This window comes from Agrobacterium vitis (genome assembly GCF_013337045.2).
Classification (GTDB): Bacteria; Pseudomonadota; Alphaproteobacteria; order Rhizobiales; family Rhizobiaceae; genus Allorhizobium; species Allorhizobium vitis_B.
On record NZ_CP118259.1, the window covers coordinates 2,226,452 to 2,239,790 of the forward strand.

The 13,339-nt window shown below is 56.1% G+C and carries 12 protein-coding genes; 7 read left to right on the forward strand and 5 right to left on the reverse strand.

Annotated elements, in window-relative coordinates; translation table 11 throughout:
- Positions 1–98: 98 nt before the first annotated feature.
- Both G6L01_RS10785 and G6L01_RS10790 read right to left on the reverse strand, forming a co-directional pair.
- Complete coding sequence (locus G6L01_RS10785; protein WP_070164210.1) at positions 99–713, reverse strand: LysE family translocator; 615 nt, start codon at positions 711–713, stop codon at positions 99–101.
- Between the two features lie 47 nt (positions 714–760).
- On the reverse strand, positions 761–1,378 hold the full coding sequence (locus G6L01_RS10790) for a GDSL-type esterase/lipase family protein (protein ID WP_070164209.1): 618 nt from the start codon (positions 1,376–1,378) through the stop codon (positions 761–763).
- A gap of 402 nt (positions 1,379–1,780) precedes the next feature.
- On the opposite strand from G6L01_RS10790, the gene G6L01_RS10795 reads away from it, so the two are divergent.
- Positions 1,781–2,713 (forward strand): ribose-phosphate pyrophosphokinase, encoded by a 933-nt coding sequence (locus G6L01_RS10795; RefSeq protein WP_015916696.1) that lies wholly within the window; start codon positions 1,781–1,783, stop codon positions 2,711–2,713.
- A gap of 482 nt (positions 2,714–3,195) precedes the next feature.
- The gene (locus tag G6L01_RS10800) at positions 3,196–4,029 is read left to right on the forward strand and encodes a hypothetical protein (protein ID WP_070164263.1); all 834 of its coding nucleotides are present in this window, start codon (positions 3,196–3,198) and stop codon (positions 4,027–4,029) included.
- Between the two features lie 59 nt (positions 4,030–4,088).
- On the opposite strand, the gene G6L01_RS10805 is transcribed toward G6L01_RS10800, so the two are convergent.
- The 3 genes from G6L01_RS10805 to G6L01_RS10815 all read right to left on the reverse strand — a co-directional run bounded on the left by G6L01_RS10805 (position 4,089) and on the right by G6L01_RS10815 (position 7,401).
- Positions 4,089–4,454, reverse strand: coding sequence for a DUF779 domain-containing protein (locus tag G6L01_RS10805; protein ID WP_139190096.1), 366 nt, complete (start codon positions 4,452–4,454; stop codon positions 4,089–4,091).
- Between the two features lie 290 nt (positions 4,455–4,744).
- On the reverse strand, positions 4,745–6,259 hold the full coding sequence (gene adh, locus G6L01_RS10810) for an aldehyde dehydrogenase (RefSeq protein WP_070164207.1): 1,515 nt from the start codon (positions 6,257–6,259) through the stop codon (positions 4,745–4,747).
- Positions 6,260–6,444: 185 nt separating this feature from the next.
- Positions 6,445–7,401, reverse strand: coding sequence for a helix-turn-helix domain-containing protein (locus tag G6L01_RS10815; protein WP_070164206.1), 957 nt, complete (start codon positions 7,399–7,401; stop codon positions 6,445–6,447).
- A 366-nt stretch (positions 7,402–7,767) separates the two neighbouring features.
- On the opposite strand from G6L01_RS10815, the gene G6L01_RS10820 reads away from it, so the two are divergent.
- The 5 genes from G6L01_RS10820 (at position 7,768) to G6L01_RS10840 (ending at position 13,331) form a co-directional block, all read left to right on the forward strand.
- A complete protein-coding gene (locus tag G6L01_RS10820) occupies positions 7,768–8,367 on the forward strand; it encodes a 50S ribosomal protein L25/general stress protein Ctc (RefSeq protein WP_156612785.1) in 600 nt (199 codons plus the stop codon).
- 394 nt (positions 8,368–8,761) lie between these two features.
- Positions 8,762–11,164 carry a putative bifunctional diguanylate cyclase/phosphodiesterase gene (locus tag G6L01_RS10825; RefSeq protein WP_070164195.1) on the forward strand — a complete coding sequence of 801 codons (2,403 nt, stop codon included), beginning with the start codon at positions 8,762–8,764 and terminating at the stop codon, positions 11,162–11,164.
- A 69-nt stretch (positions 11,165–11,233) separates the two neighbouring features.
- Positions 11,234–11,974, forward strand: coding sequence for a transporter substrate-binding domain-containing protein (locus G6L01_RS10830; RefSeq protein ID WP_070164194.1), 741 nt, complete (start codon positions 11,234–11,236; stop codon positions 11,972–11,974).
- Positions 11,975–12,050: 76 nt separating this feature from the next.
- Positions 12,051–12,764 (forward strand): aminoacyl-tRNA hydrolase, encoded by a 714-nt coding sequence (pth, locus tag G6L01_RS10835; RefSeq protein WP_070164193.1) that lies wholly within the window; start codon positions 12,051–12,053, stop codon positions 12,762–12,764.
- A gap of 3 nt (positions 12,765–12,767) precedes the next feature.
- A complete protein-coding gene (locus G6L01_RS10840) occupies positions 12,768–13,331 on the forward strand; it encodes a YcxB family protein (RefSeq protein ID WP_070164192.1) in 564 nt (187 codons plus the stop codon).
- The last annotated feature ends 8 nt before the right edge of the window (positions 13,332–13,339 follow it).

A 13,339-nucleotide genomic window follows, 5' to 3' on the forward strand; every position in this document is an offset into this window, starting at 1 on the left:
TATGGCACACAAAGAGTCGCTGTAACACTTTATATCTACTGCATAATTTTCTCTGCAATTCGATGCCGATTTACGGAATGATGCATTAACCTCAAATATCAGTTTCGAGTCGCAATCGCGGCTGCGGCCCCACCTAAAGCGACAGCTCCAAGCCGGTTGGCAAGCCTTGTGGCACGAGGCGTTCGTAAGAGAAGCCGCGCCTTGTGGGCGAAGAAGGTCCAAGTCAGATCAATTGCAGCCAGTGTAACCAGTGTGACGATGGCAAGGATCGCCCATTCCCGAACTCCTGTCGCCGAAAGGTCAATCAAGGATGGAAGAAGGGCAAGGTAGAACACCATAATCTTTGGATTGCCCAAGGTAAGGGCCATACCCGCACCGAACATTGACCACTGCGAGCTTCTCCGAGGAAGATTGTCAGCATCGCCACCCATCGGCATGCGCCACATCTTGAAAGCCAGCCAGCAGAGATAGGCAACTCCTAGCCATTTCAAGACATGAAAGCCAAACTGGAAGGTCTGTGCCAACGCTGTCAGGCCAGCCATTGCCATGGTGAGCCAGATCACCTCTCCGATCCACATGGCAGCGACAAAAGGAATAACATCGCGCCAACCGCTGGTGAGCACACGCGAGACCAGCGCGGCAATACTCGGACCAGGAGTGCCCGCATTAAGGAGCAGCGCCCCTGCGAAGATGGCAATCGATAATAAATCCATAGGAACCCTCAGCTAAACGAGCGACTTTGGAACAAATATAGCAAGAATCAGCTCGAATGTTGGTTGTCAAAACTATCTACCCAAGCGGAGAAAGCAGACCATTTCCAAATACAATCAGCCATAAAGGCATATCCGGCTCTATCCGGGTGAGTACCATCTCCCGCTGCAGCACCTTGGGTCCATTGAGGCGCATGTCGTAAGGTGTCGAGCATCGGTATGAAAGGAATATTGTATTGCTCTGCAATGGATTGCAAAGCAGGCTCAAGTTCCTCAATTCTATGATCTGCTGTCGGGTCGTCTAGAATGGGTGGCGGTCCGATCAGAATTGTCGGAGCCAACGCAGCAGATCGCGCAAGGATAGCATGTGTGTTCTTGACCGTTTCGGCGTAAGAGACGCGGCGTATTCCGCTTCCATCGTCAGCACAGTCGTTCGTACCAAAACAAAAGGCGAGACGATGCTGATAGCCCTGCGGGAGGCGCACCAGAGCCTCCATTTCCCAACGATTTGAAATATCAGCGCTGGTGTCGCGCCGGATACCGAGATCATAGGCAGTAAGATTCGGCCGTTCTTTGAGTAGTCTAGCGACGATACGCCCGCGCCACCCCAACCCTTCTTCGTCGCCTACGTCATGCGTGAAGCTGTCACCGAAAAAACAAATCCGCAATATTATCCCCAAATGCCAAGGTGATGTTACTGTCGATTAATCGTGAAAGCTCTGATTAAATCGATAATTGTTTTTCTGGATTTTGCAACCTCACAGAATAGGGAATTTTGTGGCAGCCGCAACGTCCCGCTTCTGGCACTTATTCACCGCACCAATCAAATCCGCTCTTTTGCGCCCCGAATCCAGGCCCATGCGGAACGCTGCGTGCGGGAAAATCACTTCGTTTACGAATTTCCGTGAGAACTGTCGCAAACCACTTGCATTCAGGGGCAAGGGCGCTAAAAAGCCCGCATTGCAGCGCCGCGCATGAAACAAGTGTGCTGGGGTCGGTTGTAACAGTTTTAATCCGAGGCGGGATGCCCAGACGGGGTCGCGTAGCGGGATGCAAACAGGCGGGCACAAATGAAGGTCTTCGCAGGTAATTCGAACCGGCAACTTGCTGAAGCGGTCTGTAAATATCTCAATGTTCCCCTTGGAAAAGCCAGTGTTCGGCGCTTTGCGGACCAGGAAATCTTCGTGGAAATTCAGGAAAACGTGCGTGGCGAGGATATCTTCATCGTCCAGTCGACGTCGTTTCCGACCAATGACCACCTGATGGAACTGCTGATCATGATCGACGCCTTCCGCCGTTCTTCGGCGCGGCGGATCACAGCCGTCATTCCCTATTTCGGCTATGCCCGCCAGGACCGTCGCGCCTCTGGCCGCACACCGATCTCGGCGAAGCTGGTTGCCAACCTGATCACCGAGGCGGGCGCCGACCGTGTTCTGACGCTTGATCTGCATGCCGGCCAGATCCAGGGCTTTTTCGATATCCCGACCGACAACCTTTTTGCAGCACCCGTCCTTGCCCGTGACGTCAAGGAACATTACGACCTTGCCAATCTGATGGTCGTTTCACCTGACGTCGGCGGCGTGGTGCGTGCGCGTGCGCTTGCCAAGCGTCTGGACTGTCTTCTGGCCATCGTCGACAAGCGTCGCGATCGTCCAGGCGAGTCCGAAGTGATGAACATCATCGGCGATGTCGAAGGCAAGGATTGTATTCTGATCGACGATATCGTCGATAGCGGCGGCACGCTCTGCAACGCGGCTGAAGCGATGCTGAACATGGGCGCAGCCAGCGTTACCGCCTATATTACCCATGGGGTGCTATCGGGAGGCGCCGTTACCCGCGTCACCTCCTCCAAACTGCGCGAATTGGTGATCACAGATTCCATCCAGCCGACCGTCGCGGTTCAATCGGCCCATAATATCCGGGTGTTGAGCACCGCCACCCTGCTTGGCGAAGCCATCAACCGCACCAGCGCCGAAGCCTCGGTTTCCAGCCTGTTCGATTAATCGTCGCGGCACGCTTGCGCAAATCCCTGAACCGAAATCGGTTTCAGGGATTACCTGGCAAATTTAACGTGTTACAGCGCCGTTTGCTGCCGTTTGTCTTTTCGGGGAGACGGACCGCGCTTTTCGCATTCCGATGCAAAACGGAAATACCCTATTCGTCGCACATGCTTTTCCGGCTGGCATGACGTCAGCACCGATCCTGTGTAAAAATTTCCACCAAAAATCTATTGAGCATTTCCAAGAAAGGTGGACACCGGTTTTACCAACCGGAAATGCTTAAAAACAAAGAGCGAGAGCGTTGCTGCGATCCACGAAGAGCAGAAACAATCCGGTCAAAACAGAACGGTTGCAGGCCGCTATTCCATTGATGAATGGTTGAGCTTCGGATACCCTTCTATTTGCATTGAAAAACTGGCCCGGAAACCATGACCTGCACGCAAGCTCAAGACGACATTCCAGCGCAGCCAACGAAACACCAGGCCATGCCTTTCACATCCAGCGCCATGCTATCCCATCCGCGGATTCATCCGATCATCCGCGTGCAGGCGGAGGCCTTCTTGAAACGGTTTGAGGAGCATCCTCAGATCGCCAGGGTTTTTGCCAGTCACCAGCGCTGGCTTCTCGGACAGATTGCCTTGATGCAATATTTCGAGGCGGGCCAGATCCTGCCTGCCCGCTATTTCGACTTTGTCGAAGCCACTGGCGTGGCCAGCCGCAATACGGCGGACTCATTTCTGAAAGAAATGGAAACCTATGGCATCGCCCGCGAAACAACCACCACCGACCGGCGCAGCAGACCGCTGGTGCCGAGCGAGGCCAGTCTCGGCAGTGCGGCGGGCTGGATGGAAATCCATCTGCGAAGCCTGGATGGGTTTGACGATGGCGCACGGCTGCAAAACTTTGAGGCCAACGGACGGGACATGAGCAAGCTGCATCCGCTTGTCGCCTCCGCCTTCATGCAGACCCCCGAGCTGCGCGAGCAGCCGAAGATTTTCGATCCCTTTGTCTGGTTGAACAACGGCAATATCATTATCGATTGGCTGATCGCCAAGAGCCAGGATAGCGAGGCCGATGCTGAGCAGATTTTGATCGGCACCGTATCGATCCAGACCATGGCAGAGACATTCCACCTGTCGCGCTCGCATCTCACCCGCAAGTTGCTCGATGCTGCAAACGCTGGGACAATCGGCTGGAAAGGACGGCGCGGACGCTCGGAACTCTGGGTTTCCAACCTCTTCCGACGAGAATATGCAAGGGCGCAAACCGTCAAGCTCGAAATCATCGACGCCGCCTGCGCCAAATGCGGCTTGCTATAGAGCAAGATATCAACGCCTCGGCACAATTGTTAGCGGGCTTAACTGTTAGCGGACAATCGTTACCGGACAGGCAAGGCACAGACCTCACCGCCGAACAGTTTCGAGCGGGTCAAAAAGCGCTTTTCGCGGCCATTATCCAGCGAAAACATGCCCCCTCGCCCCGGCACGACATCGATAATCAACTGGGTATGTTTCCAGACTTCATACTGGCTCTGATGGATATAGAAGGGCACGCCATCGATCTCGCCCAGCTTCACATCGGTATCCCCGACGATATAATCATCCACGGGGTAACACATCGGCGATGACCCATCACAACAGCCCCCGGACTGATGAAACAGGATCTGCGGATGATCCCGGCGGATCTCGCCGATCAAATCGATGGCCGCCTGTGTCGCGACGACCCTTGGTTCACCATCCAAAATCGTGTCCATCACTGCCTCGTTTCAAAATGAAAGAAGTCCGTCTTGGCTTCGCCCCCCCTCATCCGGCTGCCGCCACCTTCTCCCCGCTGGGGAGAAGAATGCAAGAGCAGCAAGCCCTTGCGAATTCCCAAAAACCACGAACTCGACGGCTAAACCCGTCGAGATTCGCGGCTGGAGGTGGCGAAAATGGTTATGTTCGAGAACCGGAGCGGAGCGTACTATAGTACGTGAGCACCGGAAGCGCAGAACATGACCATTTGCAGCCCCTCCAGACGTGAATATCGGCGGGTTTAGAAGAAGCCGAGAGCTTTGGGGCTGTAACTCACCAGCATGTTCTTGGTCTGCTGATAATGATCGAGCATCATCTTGTGGGTCTCGCGGCCAATGCCCGATTGCTTGTAACCACCGAAGGCCGCGTGGGCGGGATAGGCGTGATAGCAATTGGTCCAGACGCGCCCGGCCTGGATATTGCGACCGAAGCGGTAGCATGTATTGGCATCGCGGCTCCAGACGCCCGCACCCAGGCCATAGAGGGTGTCATTGGCGATTTCCAGTGCCTCGGCCTCGTCCTTGAAAGTGGTGACAGAGACGACCGGGCCGAAGATTTCCTCCTGGAACACCCGCATCTTATTATGACCCTTGAACACGGTCGGCTTGACGTAATAGCCGCCCGCGAGATCGCCGGTCAGGGTATTGCGATGGCCGCCGGTCAGGATTTCGGCGCCTTCCTGGCGACCAATATCCATATAGGACAGGATTTTTTCAAGCTGCTCGCTGGAGGCCTGCGCCCCGATCATCGTGCCCATGTCCAGCGGATCGCCTTGAACGATGGCCTCGACGCGCTTGATGGCCTTTTCCATGAAGCGGTCATAGATCTTTTCATGGACGATTGCCCGGCTGGGGCAGGTGCAAACTTCACCCTGGTTGAGGGCAAACATCGCAAAGCCTTCCAGGGCCTTGTCGAGATAATCGTCATCTTCGCGCAGCACATCCTCAAAGAAGATATTCGGCGATTTTCCACCCAGTTCCAGCGTCACCGGAATGAGATTCTGGCTGGCATATTGCATGATCAACCGGCCCGTCGAGGTCTCGCCGGTAAAGGCGATCTTGGCGATGCGCGGGCTGGAGGCCAGGGGCTTGCCAGCTTCCAGGCCAAAGCCGTTGACGATATTGAGCACGCCGGGCGGCAGGATGTCGCCGATCAACTCGGCCCAGACGAGAATCGATGCCGGTGTCTGTTCGGCGGGCTTCAACACCACGCAATTGCCGGCAGCAAGAGCGGGTGCCAGCTTCCAGGCGGCCATCAGGATCGGAAAATTCCAGGGAATGATCTGGCCGACGACTCCAAGCGGCTCGTGGAAATGATAGGCAACCGTATCGTGGTCAATCTCACCAATCGAGCCTTCCTGAGCGCGCACGCAGGCGGCAAAATAGCGGAAATGATCGACGGCCAGCGGAATATCGGCAGCCATGGTTTCACGCAGCGGCTTGCCATTGTCCCAGGTTTCGGCCCGGGCCAGAAGCTCCAGATTGCTTTCCATCCGGTCGGCAATGCGGTTGAGCATATTGGCGCGCTCGGCAACCGGGGTCTTGCCCCATTTGTCCTTGGCGGCATGGGCGGCGTCCAGCGCCAGATTGATGTCGCGCTCGTCGGAGCGGGCGATATCGCACAGCTTGCCACCGGTGACCGGAGTGGTGTTTTCAAAATACCGACCGCCCACCGGCTCACGCCAGTCGCCACCGATGAAATTGCCGTATTTCAGCTTGAACGGGGTGCTTGCCGTGGTTTGAACCTGAATGTTCATCTCTCATCCTCCCTGATGAAGGTTCCTGTGGTGATGTTTGTCTTTAGGGAAAACCGGTCCTCCACTTTTCCCCGACAAACTCCAGAACCGTAGGTGGAAGATGCACCCCGCTAAGGCCGGATACCAGCCACGCTTCGCAATGCCGCAGCGCACAGTGTCGCATCGCTGCGACACTGTTGCGTGCATTAGTGAATATTAAAACGCTTCATCTTGCGATGCAGGGTCGCCCGGCTGATGCCCAGCAATTGCGCTGCCTGGGAGACATTGCCTTTGGTACGAGACAGGACCCGGCGCAGCGCCGCCCGTTCGGCTTCATGCAGATCGTCCCCCTCTTCCCCGCGCTTTTCCTTCAGGGCATCGGCGGCAGGCAGACCGGCGGCGATCGCCTGATCGTCGATCTGCAATGCCAGCCGCGCCGCCCGCGTTGCGCCCAGCACCAGATCGTCACCGTCCACGGCCAGCAGCGCCGTGGGATTGGCAACCGTGGGGATCATGACGATGCGCGCGCCCGCAAACGCCATGCGAAACAGGTTGACCTCGACGCGGAGTGCGGCATCGCGCACCGCCTGGGCGAGAATGGTCATCGACAGATCCGTCACATCATGGCGGCAGGTGGAAATGTCGAGCGCGGCGGCAATCTGGCCACGATGGTCGCGGATCGGCGCCGTGGTGCAGCTCAGTGCGATATTGGCCGAGAGAAAATGCTGGTCGCGGTGGATGATGACCGGGCGCTCATCGGCCAGCGCCGTGCCGATACCATTGGTGCCGACGCTGGCCTCGCTCCATTCCGTCTGCTGCCAAAGGCCAAGCCTGTGAAAATCCCGGTCGTCGCCAGCCGCGCTGCGCCGCTCAAGCACCACGCCATGACTATCGGCCAGCACCAGGCAGCAGCCAGAACGCCCGACCGTCGAAAACAGCCGGTCCAACTCCTCGGCGCTGGCGGCGATCAGGTGGTCCATGCGTTGGCGCGCTTCACGGAAAGCCACCGCATCCAGGGTGCGCGGCATGGCCGCCTGTTCAGGGTCTAGCCCATGGACATCAAGGCAACGCCGCCAGGACGCGGCAATCGGCGAACTGGCCGCCTTAGACCCCTGTAACGCCGTCGAATAGACCGTATCGGCATGTTTATAACCGACGCTCATATGCTCCTCCCAAAGCAAATTCACATCTCTCTGGACTATCATGAACCTTTGCGGGCAGGATGGCAATCGACAGGAATGACGCAAGTTGCAGCCAAAACAGGTGGGACGGCTGCATCCCATGCTCGAAAAAAGCCCGGGATCGCTTGCATCCTTGGCACTTTCATACTATAGCGCCCCCGTCCGCGCAGACACCCTTGGAGGCAATGCGGATGAAATTGTGACGGCTGCTATATGTTTCCTTCAATCCTGAACGGTTGGAGTGAAATGATGCGGCAGATTTAAAAACCGGCACCGTTTCCAGTTTCAATCCGGAATTTCAAAGACAAAACCGGCTGAAACTCTCCAGTAACATCGAAAGGAAATGCCATGAGCCACGCATCTTACGAGCTCAAGGCCGAAACGCGCGAACGGGTTGGTAAGGGGTCCTCCCGTGAACTTCGCCGCAACGGTCTCATTCCCGCTGTCATCTATGGTGACAAGCAGGCTCCCATTGCCATCACCCTGAACACCAATGAAGTCACCAAGCGTATTCACGCTGGCGGTTTCATGACCACGGTGGCGACCATTGAAGTCAACGGCGAAAAGATCCGCGTCCTGCCCAAGGACTACCAGCTGGATCCGGTCCGCGACTTCACCATGCATATCGACTTCCTGCGCGTTTCCGCAAACAGCCAGGTCACGGTTGCCGTGCCTGTGCGTTTCGTCAATGAAGAGAAGTCCGCCATCAAGACCGGCGCTGTCCTCAACATCGTGCGCCACGACGTCGAGTTGCAGGTTCCGGCCAACAACATTCCAGAAGCCATCACCTTCGATCTGGAAGGCCTGAAGATCGGCGACAGCGTGCATATCTCTGCCGTCAAGCTGCCTTCTGGTGTGACCCCTGTCATCACCGACCGCGACTTCACCATCGCAACTCTCGTTGCTCCGGATGTTGACGCTGCCGACGAAGAAGCCACCGAAGAATAATCGACCTACTCGTTTAGAGTGATCGATAAACCCGCCCTTTACCGGGCGGGTTTTTTTGTGCCTTCAGATATCCGGTTCATGATAAAACTTTACGGCAAAAGCTTCGACACTGGCACGGCCAATCGAACCGTGTTCTTTTCGTCCATAGCGGGTAACTTTGCACAAAAGTCGCAAATAACTTTGCGTAAAGTTGCAAATCTCCTTTATGACTTCAGTCATCGTTAACGTATCGCATGGAATCCTGCCCCCAAATAAGAGAAGAACCAGGGGCCGTGGGGTTGTATTGTTTCATCCCTATTCATTTTCCAGCACCGCTCAGCAAATACGATGGAAAAATGTTTAATATTACATCTATTGGTTGCCATTTGAGTTTGCACACCGTCGGATGCGATCGATGACCCGGTCGGTGGAGCAGCGCTTCCTTGCATTGGTGGCCGGAACGGTGTTCGTTTGCGTGGTGCCACTGTTTCTGCTGTTTCTCTGGCTGTCGTCGCAGCGGGCCGAAACCGACCAGCAAAACAGCGCTGCCGTGCTGCTGGCTGCCAATGCCCAGGCACTCGCCAAGCCACTTTGGGATTTCGATGCCGAAAGCGTTCGCCAGATCAGCGCTGCTCTGGTCTCCAGCGGCGAGATCGCGCGGGTTACGGTTTCTGATCTGACCGGCAATATCCGCATCGACATGCCGCAAACACTGGCGCCGGCAAAAACACTTGCCTCCCTGTCCCAAACCATCGTCTACCAGCATCAGGATGGACCGAAAACCGTCGGCACCATTACGCTTTCCTTTCAAAAGCACGGCCTGTTTGCCAGCATTCGCCGCACTGAAGGCGTGTTCATTGCCATCTTCATCCTCTCAATGATTGTGGTCATCCTGGCGGCTATCGTCGGAAACCGGATAATGGTCATGAGACCGCTGATACAACTGACCGCCGCCATCGAAGCCACGCGTAGGCTTGGTTCCCGCCGTTCGGTCGATTGGCATTCCAATGATGAGATGGGACGGCTGGCGCAGAGCTTTAACGCCATGCAATCCAAGCTCCAGCAGGAAGAAATCGACCTGAAACAGGCGCACCGGTTGGCAACCGACATCTACCATGCCACGCCGGCCATGCTGTTTTCCGTCGATGCCGATGACCGCATTACCGGCATCAGCGACTACTGGACATCGGTGACGGGCTATCACCGCGAAGACATCATCGGCCTCAGTTTTGAAAGCCTGATCACAATCGGGGCCCGTCAAGCCTACCGGGAAGTCAAACGGGATAGCGAAATCGGCCTGCAACAGCAATATACTACCAAATTCATCTGCGCCGACGGACGGATCATGGATGTCCTGGTTGTCGAATCCGGCAATGCCACACCGATGGCGCAGTCCAACCTTTCGCTGAGCGTCATGACTGACATCACCGCCCTTAAGCAATCGGAGGCACGCAATCGGCGCCAGGCAATGACCGATCATCTGACCGGACTTCTCAACCGCCAGGGTTTCGAGAACGAACTGGATGTGCAGATCGAGGCAACCGACCGCCAGGGCGGTTCACTTGCCTGCCTGTTCGTCGATCTCGACCGGTTCAAATGGATCAATGACAATCTCGGCCATCATGCCGGCGACACGACCCTGAAAATTCTGGTGGACATGATCGTCCACCTCCTGCCGGAAAACTCGGTGGCCGCCCGCATCGGCGGCGACGAATTCGCCATCCTGCTGCGTGCCGACGATTGCGAGGCCGCTGCCCGCGCCATGGCCAACGATATTTGCGGGATTTTCGAAACCCCCTTCATCGTCAAGGGCACCGCCACAAGACTGAGCGCCAGCATCGGCATCGCGCTTTATCCGCAGCACGCCGAGACAGCGACGGAACTGCTGCAAAAGGCCGACATGGCCATGTATAATCGCAAGCGCGACGGAAAGAACGGCTTCCAGATCTTCGACGACAGCATCGGCAACACCACCCGCCGCCGCGCCGAGATCGAGCAGATGATCGAGCAGGCGTTGAGCAATGACTGGCTCGATGCCTTCTTGCAGCCGATCATTGACCTGCAAAGCGGCAAGACGGTCGGCTACGAGGCCCTGATGCGCCTGCGCCATCCCGTCCATGGCATCATGACACCGACCGAAATCATCAGTCTGGCCGAGGAAACCGGCACCATTCACGATATCGGCAAGCAGGTTTTCGATAAGGCTCTGGATCACTTTACCCGGCTTTCCGCTCTCAGTGGCGACACCACCTCCTACCTGGCGCTGAATGTCTCGCCAACGCAGATCGATGCCAGCCTGCTGGTCTGGCTTGCCAGCGCCGTGCATCTTTTCAACATCGACCCATCGCGGATCATCATCGAGATCACGGAAGCGACGTTGCTCCACGACAGCCCGCATATCCAGACAGTCCTCCAAAAAATCGGTGATTTTGGCTGCCGCATTGCGCTGGACGATTTCGGTACCGGATATTCCTCGCTCAGCTATCTCAGCCGCTTCCCGGTCAATATCATCAAGATCGACCAATCCTTCATCCGCTCCATGACCGGCGACACCCCGGATCTGCGCGAGCGCAGCCGCATGTTGATCGAAGGCATTGCTGCTATCTCACATAAGATGAAATGCACCGTGGTGGCCGAGGGTATCGAGACCAAGGAACAATGGCGAGCACTACAGGCGATCGGTGTGGATTACGGCCAAGGCTATCTGTTCGATCGGCCCTTGTCCTTCGAAGACCTGCAAGCCCGTTTCGGGGCCAATGGCACGACGCCGCCAAAAGCCACGGCCATTGCCAGGATTGGACAGCGGACAACGGGGTAGGACGAGACAGCCCAAGCTGCCATTTCAGCAGGACAAGCACAACCAGTCACAATCTAAAGGAGGCCGAAGATGGGCTGTCGAAGAAGTGCATTCCGCCTTGCCGCCCTGTCCTCCCTGGTGTTTATGACCACCACAGCCATGGCGCAGAACAGTATCGTCTTCACCACGGAAGATTACCCTCCTTACAATTTCAGGGAAAACGACGTGGACAAGGGCGTCGGCTACGAGCAAGTCGTCATGATCATGAAGGATCTGTCGATCCCCTATACAATCGAGATGATGCCCTGGGCCCGCGCCATCGCGATGGCCGAAACCGAGCAGATGACCTGCGTGTTTACCGCAGCCCATATCCCCGAGCGCGATAGCCGCTTCAAGTGGGTCGAGCCGCTGGCCATCGATCGCAATATCATCATGAGCCGCAAGGACTCCGGCATTCGGGTGCGCAATGTCGAAGAGGCCCGTAAGTATATTGTCGGCACCCAGCGCGACGACTACACTCAGGCCCTTCTGGAACGGCATGGTTTTCCCAGAATCGACCTCGCCTCCAACCTCGATCTGACCATTAAGAAACTGGAAAGCGACCGGATCGATCTCATGCCGGTCTCGGAGAAATTCTATCACAAGCTGGTGGCCGAAGGTCATCCTCTGGAACAACAATTCGTACTGACCGAGCAGAAATTCGCCATTGCCTGCAACAAGTCCCTGCCCGATTCCCTGATCGGGCAAATGCAACAAGCGCTTGATCGACTGATTGCCGACGGCACGCAAGCCAGGCTTTCGCGAGAATATGGTCTGTTACAGCCTCAGTAGCCATCGCAATCGGGGTTGACATGTCGGTCATTTCGCTGTCGTGAAGACCAACCGAAATACGTTCGTGGAAAATGCGATGATCGTTCTTGCAGGGCTTGGCAATCCCGGCTCCCAATATGCCGGCAACCGCCACAATATCGGCTTCATGGCGCTCGACGCCATCCACCGCCGTCACGGCTTTTCGCCCTGGTCGAAGAAATTCAAGGCCGAGATTGCCGATGGCACGCTGGCAGGCGAAAAAGTCCTGCTGATCAAGCCGCAGACCTTCATGAACCTGTCGGGCGAATCGGTCGGCGAAGCGCTGCGCTTCTACAAGCTTGGCCCCGAACAGCTGGTGGCGATCTACGATGAGCTGGATCTTCTTCCCGGCAAGGCTCGCATCAAGCTGGGCGGCGGCCATGGTGGTCATAATGGCATCAAGTCGCTGGATGCCCATTGCGGCCTGAACTACCGCCGCCTGCGGCTTGGCATCGGCCATCCCGGCGATAAATCCCGGGTCCAGGCGCATGTGCTGGGCGATTTCGGCAAGCTCGACGCCGAATGGCTCGACCCGCTGCTGGAAACGCTGGCCGAAAACGCCGACATGCTGGTGCGCGGTGAAGACAGCCAGTTGATGAACAAACTGGCGCTCTCCACCGGAGCCAAGCCGGAAGAAGAAAAGCCCAAGCCCGCCAAACCGGCTAAATCCCACATTCATCAGGCCCGCAATGGGGTCCAACCGAAAAAGCTGCCGGAAACCGGGCCGATGGCTGAGATGTTGAAGAAGATGTTTGGGCCGAAGAAGGATTAGGAAATGTCTGTTCAGGAGCAGGTAGAGTGGGGCATTTTCGACACTCTTACCGTCGATTGTCAATTTTTTGAAAAAGACATTGGGTCAGGCTACAAGCTTTATTCGAGAAGTAAAATTAAAATCAGAAAAATATTAATATATTTTTTCTGCTATAGCGCACTGTATTACGTCGCGGGAATTTTGCTCAACGGCGAGCAAAACGATTTCGATTTTGTCAGCTTTATTTTTATAAATCTTGGATTCATCGTTCTTCTCTTATCCATCGTAAGGATGGTAGGTCATCGAAGAGTGAAAGCCTATTTTCGCGCAATGCCCTCTGCCAACCGTCCCGCCAAATTGGGCTGGGACGCGGACGGATTCTACATCGCCACTGCAACGAGTCGGATTTTCTATCCCTGGAGCGATTTCCAGTCTTGGGCCGAAGACAAAACGGTCCTCGCGCTACTGTTTGCGGCGCCAATGATAATCCCGTTGCCGAAACGCGCCCTGACAGACCAGCAACTGGCAGAACTCAAGGCTCATATTCAGGCATCAACCTTGCCGAGAGCCAAACTGTTTCCAATTTGAGATCGAGG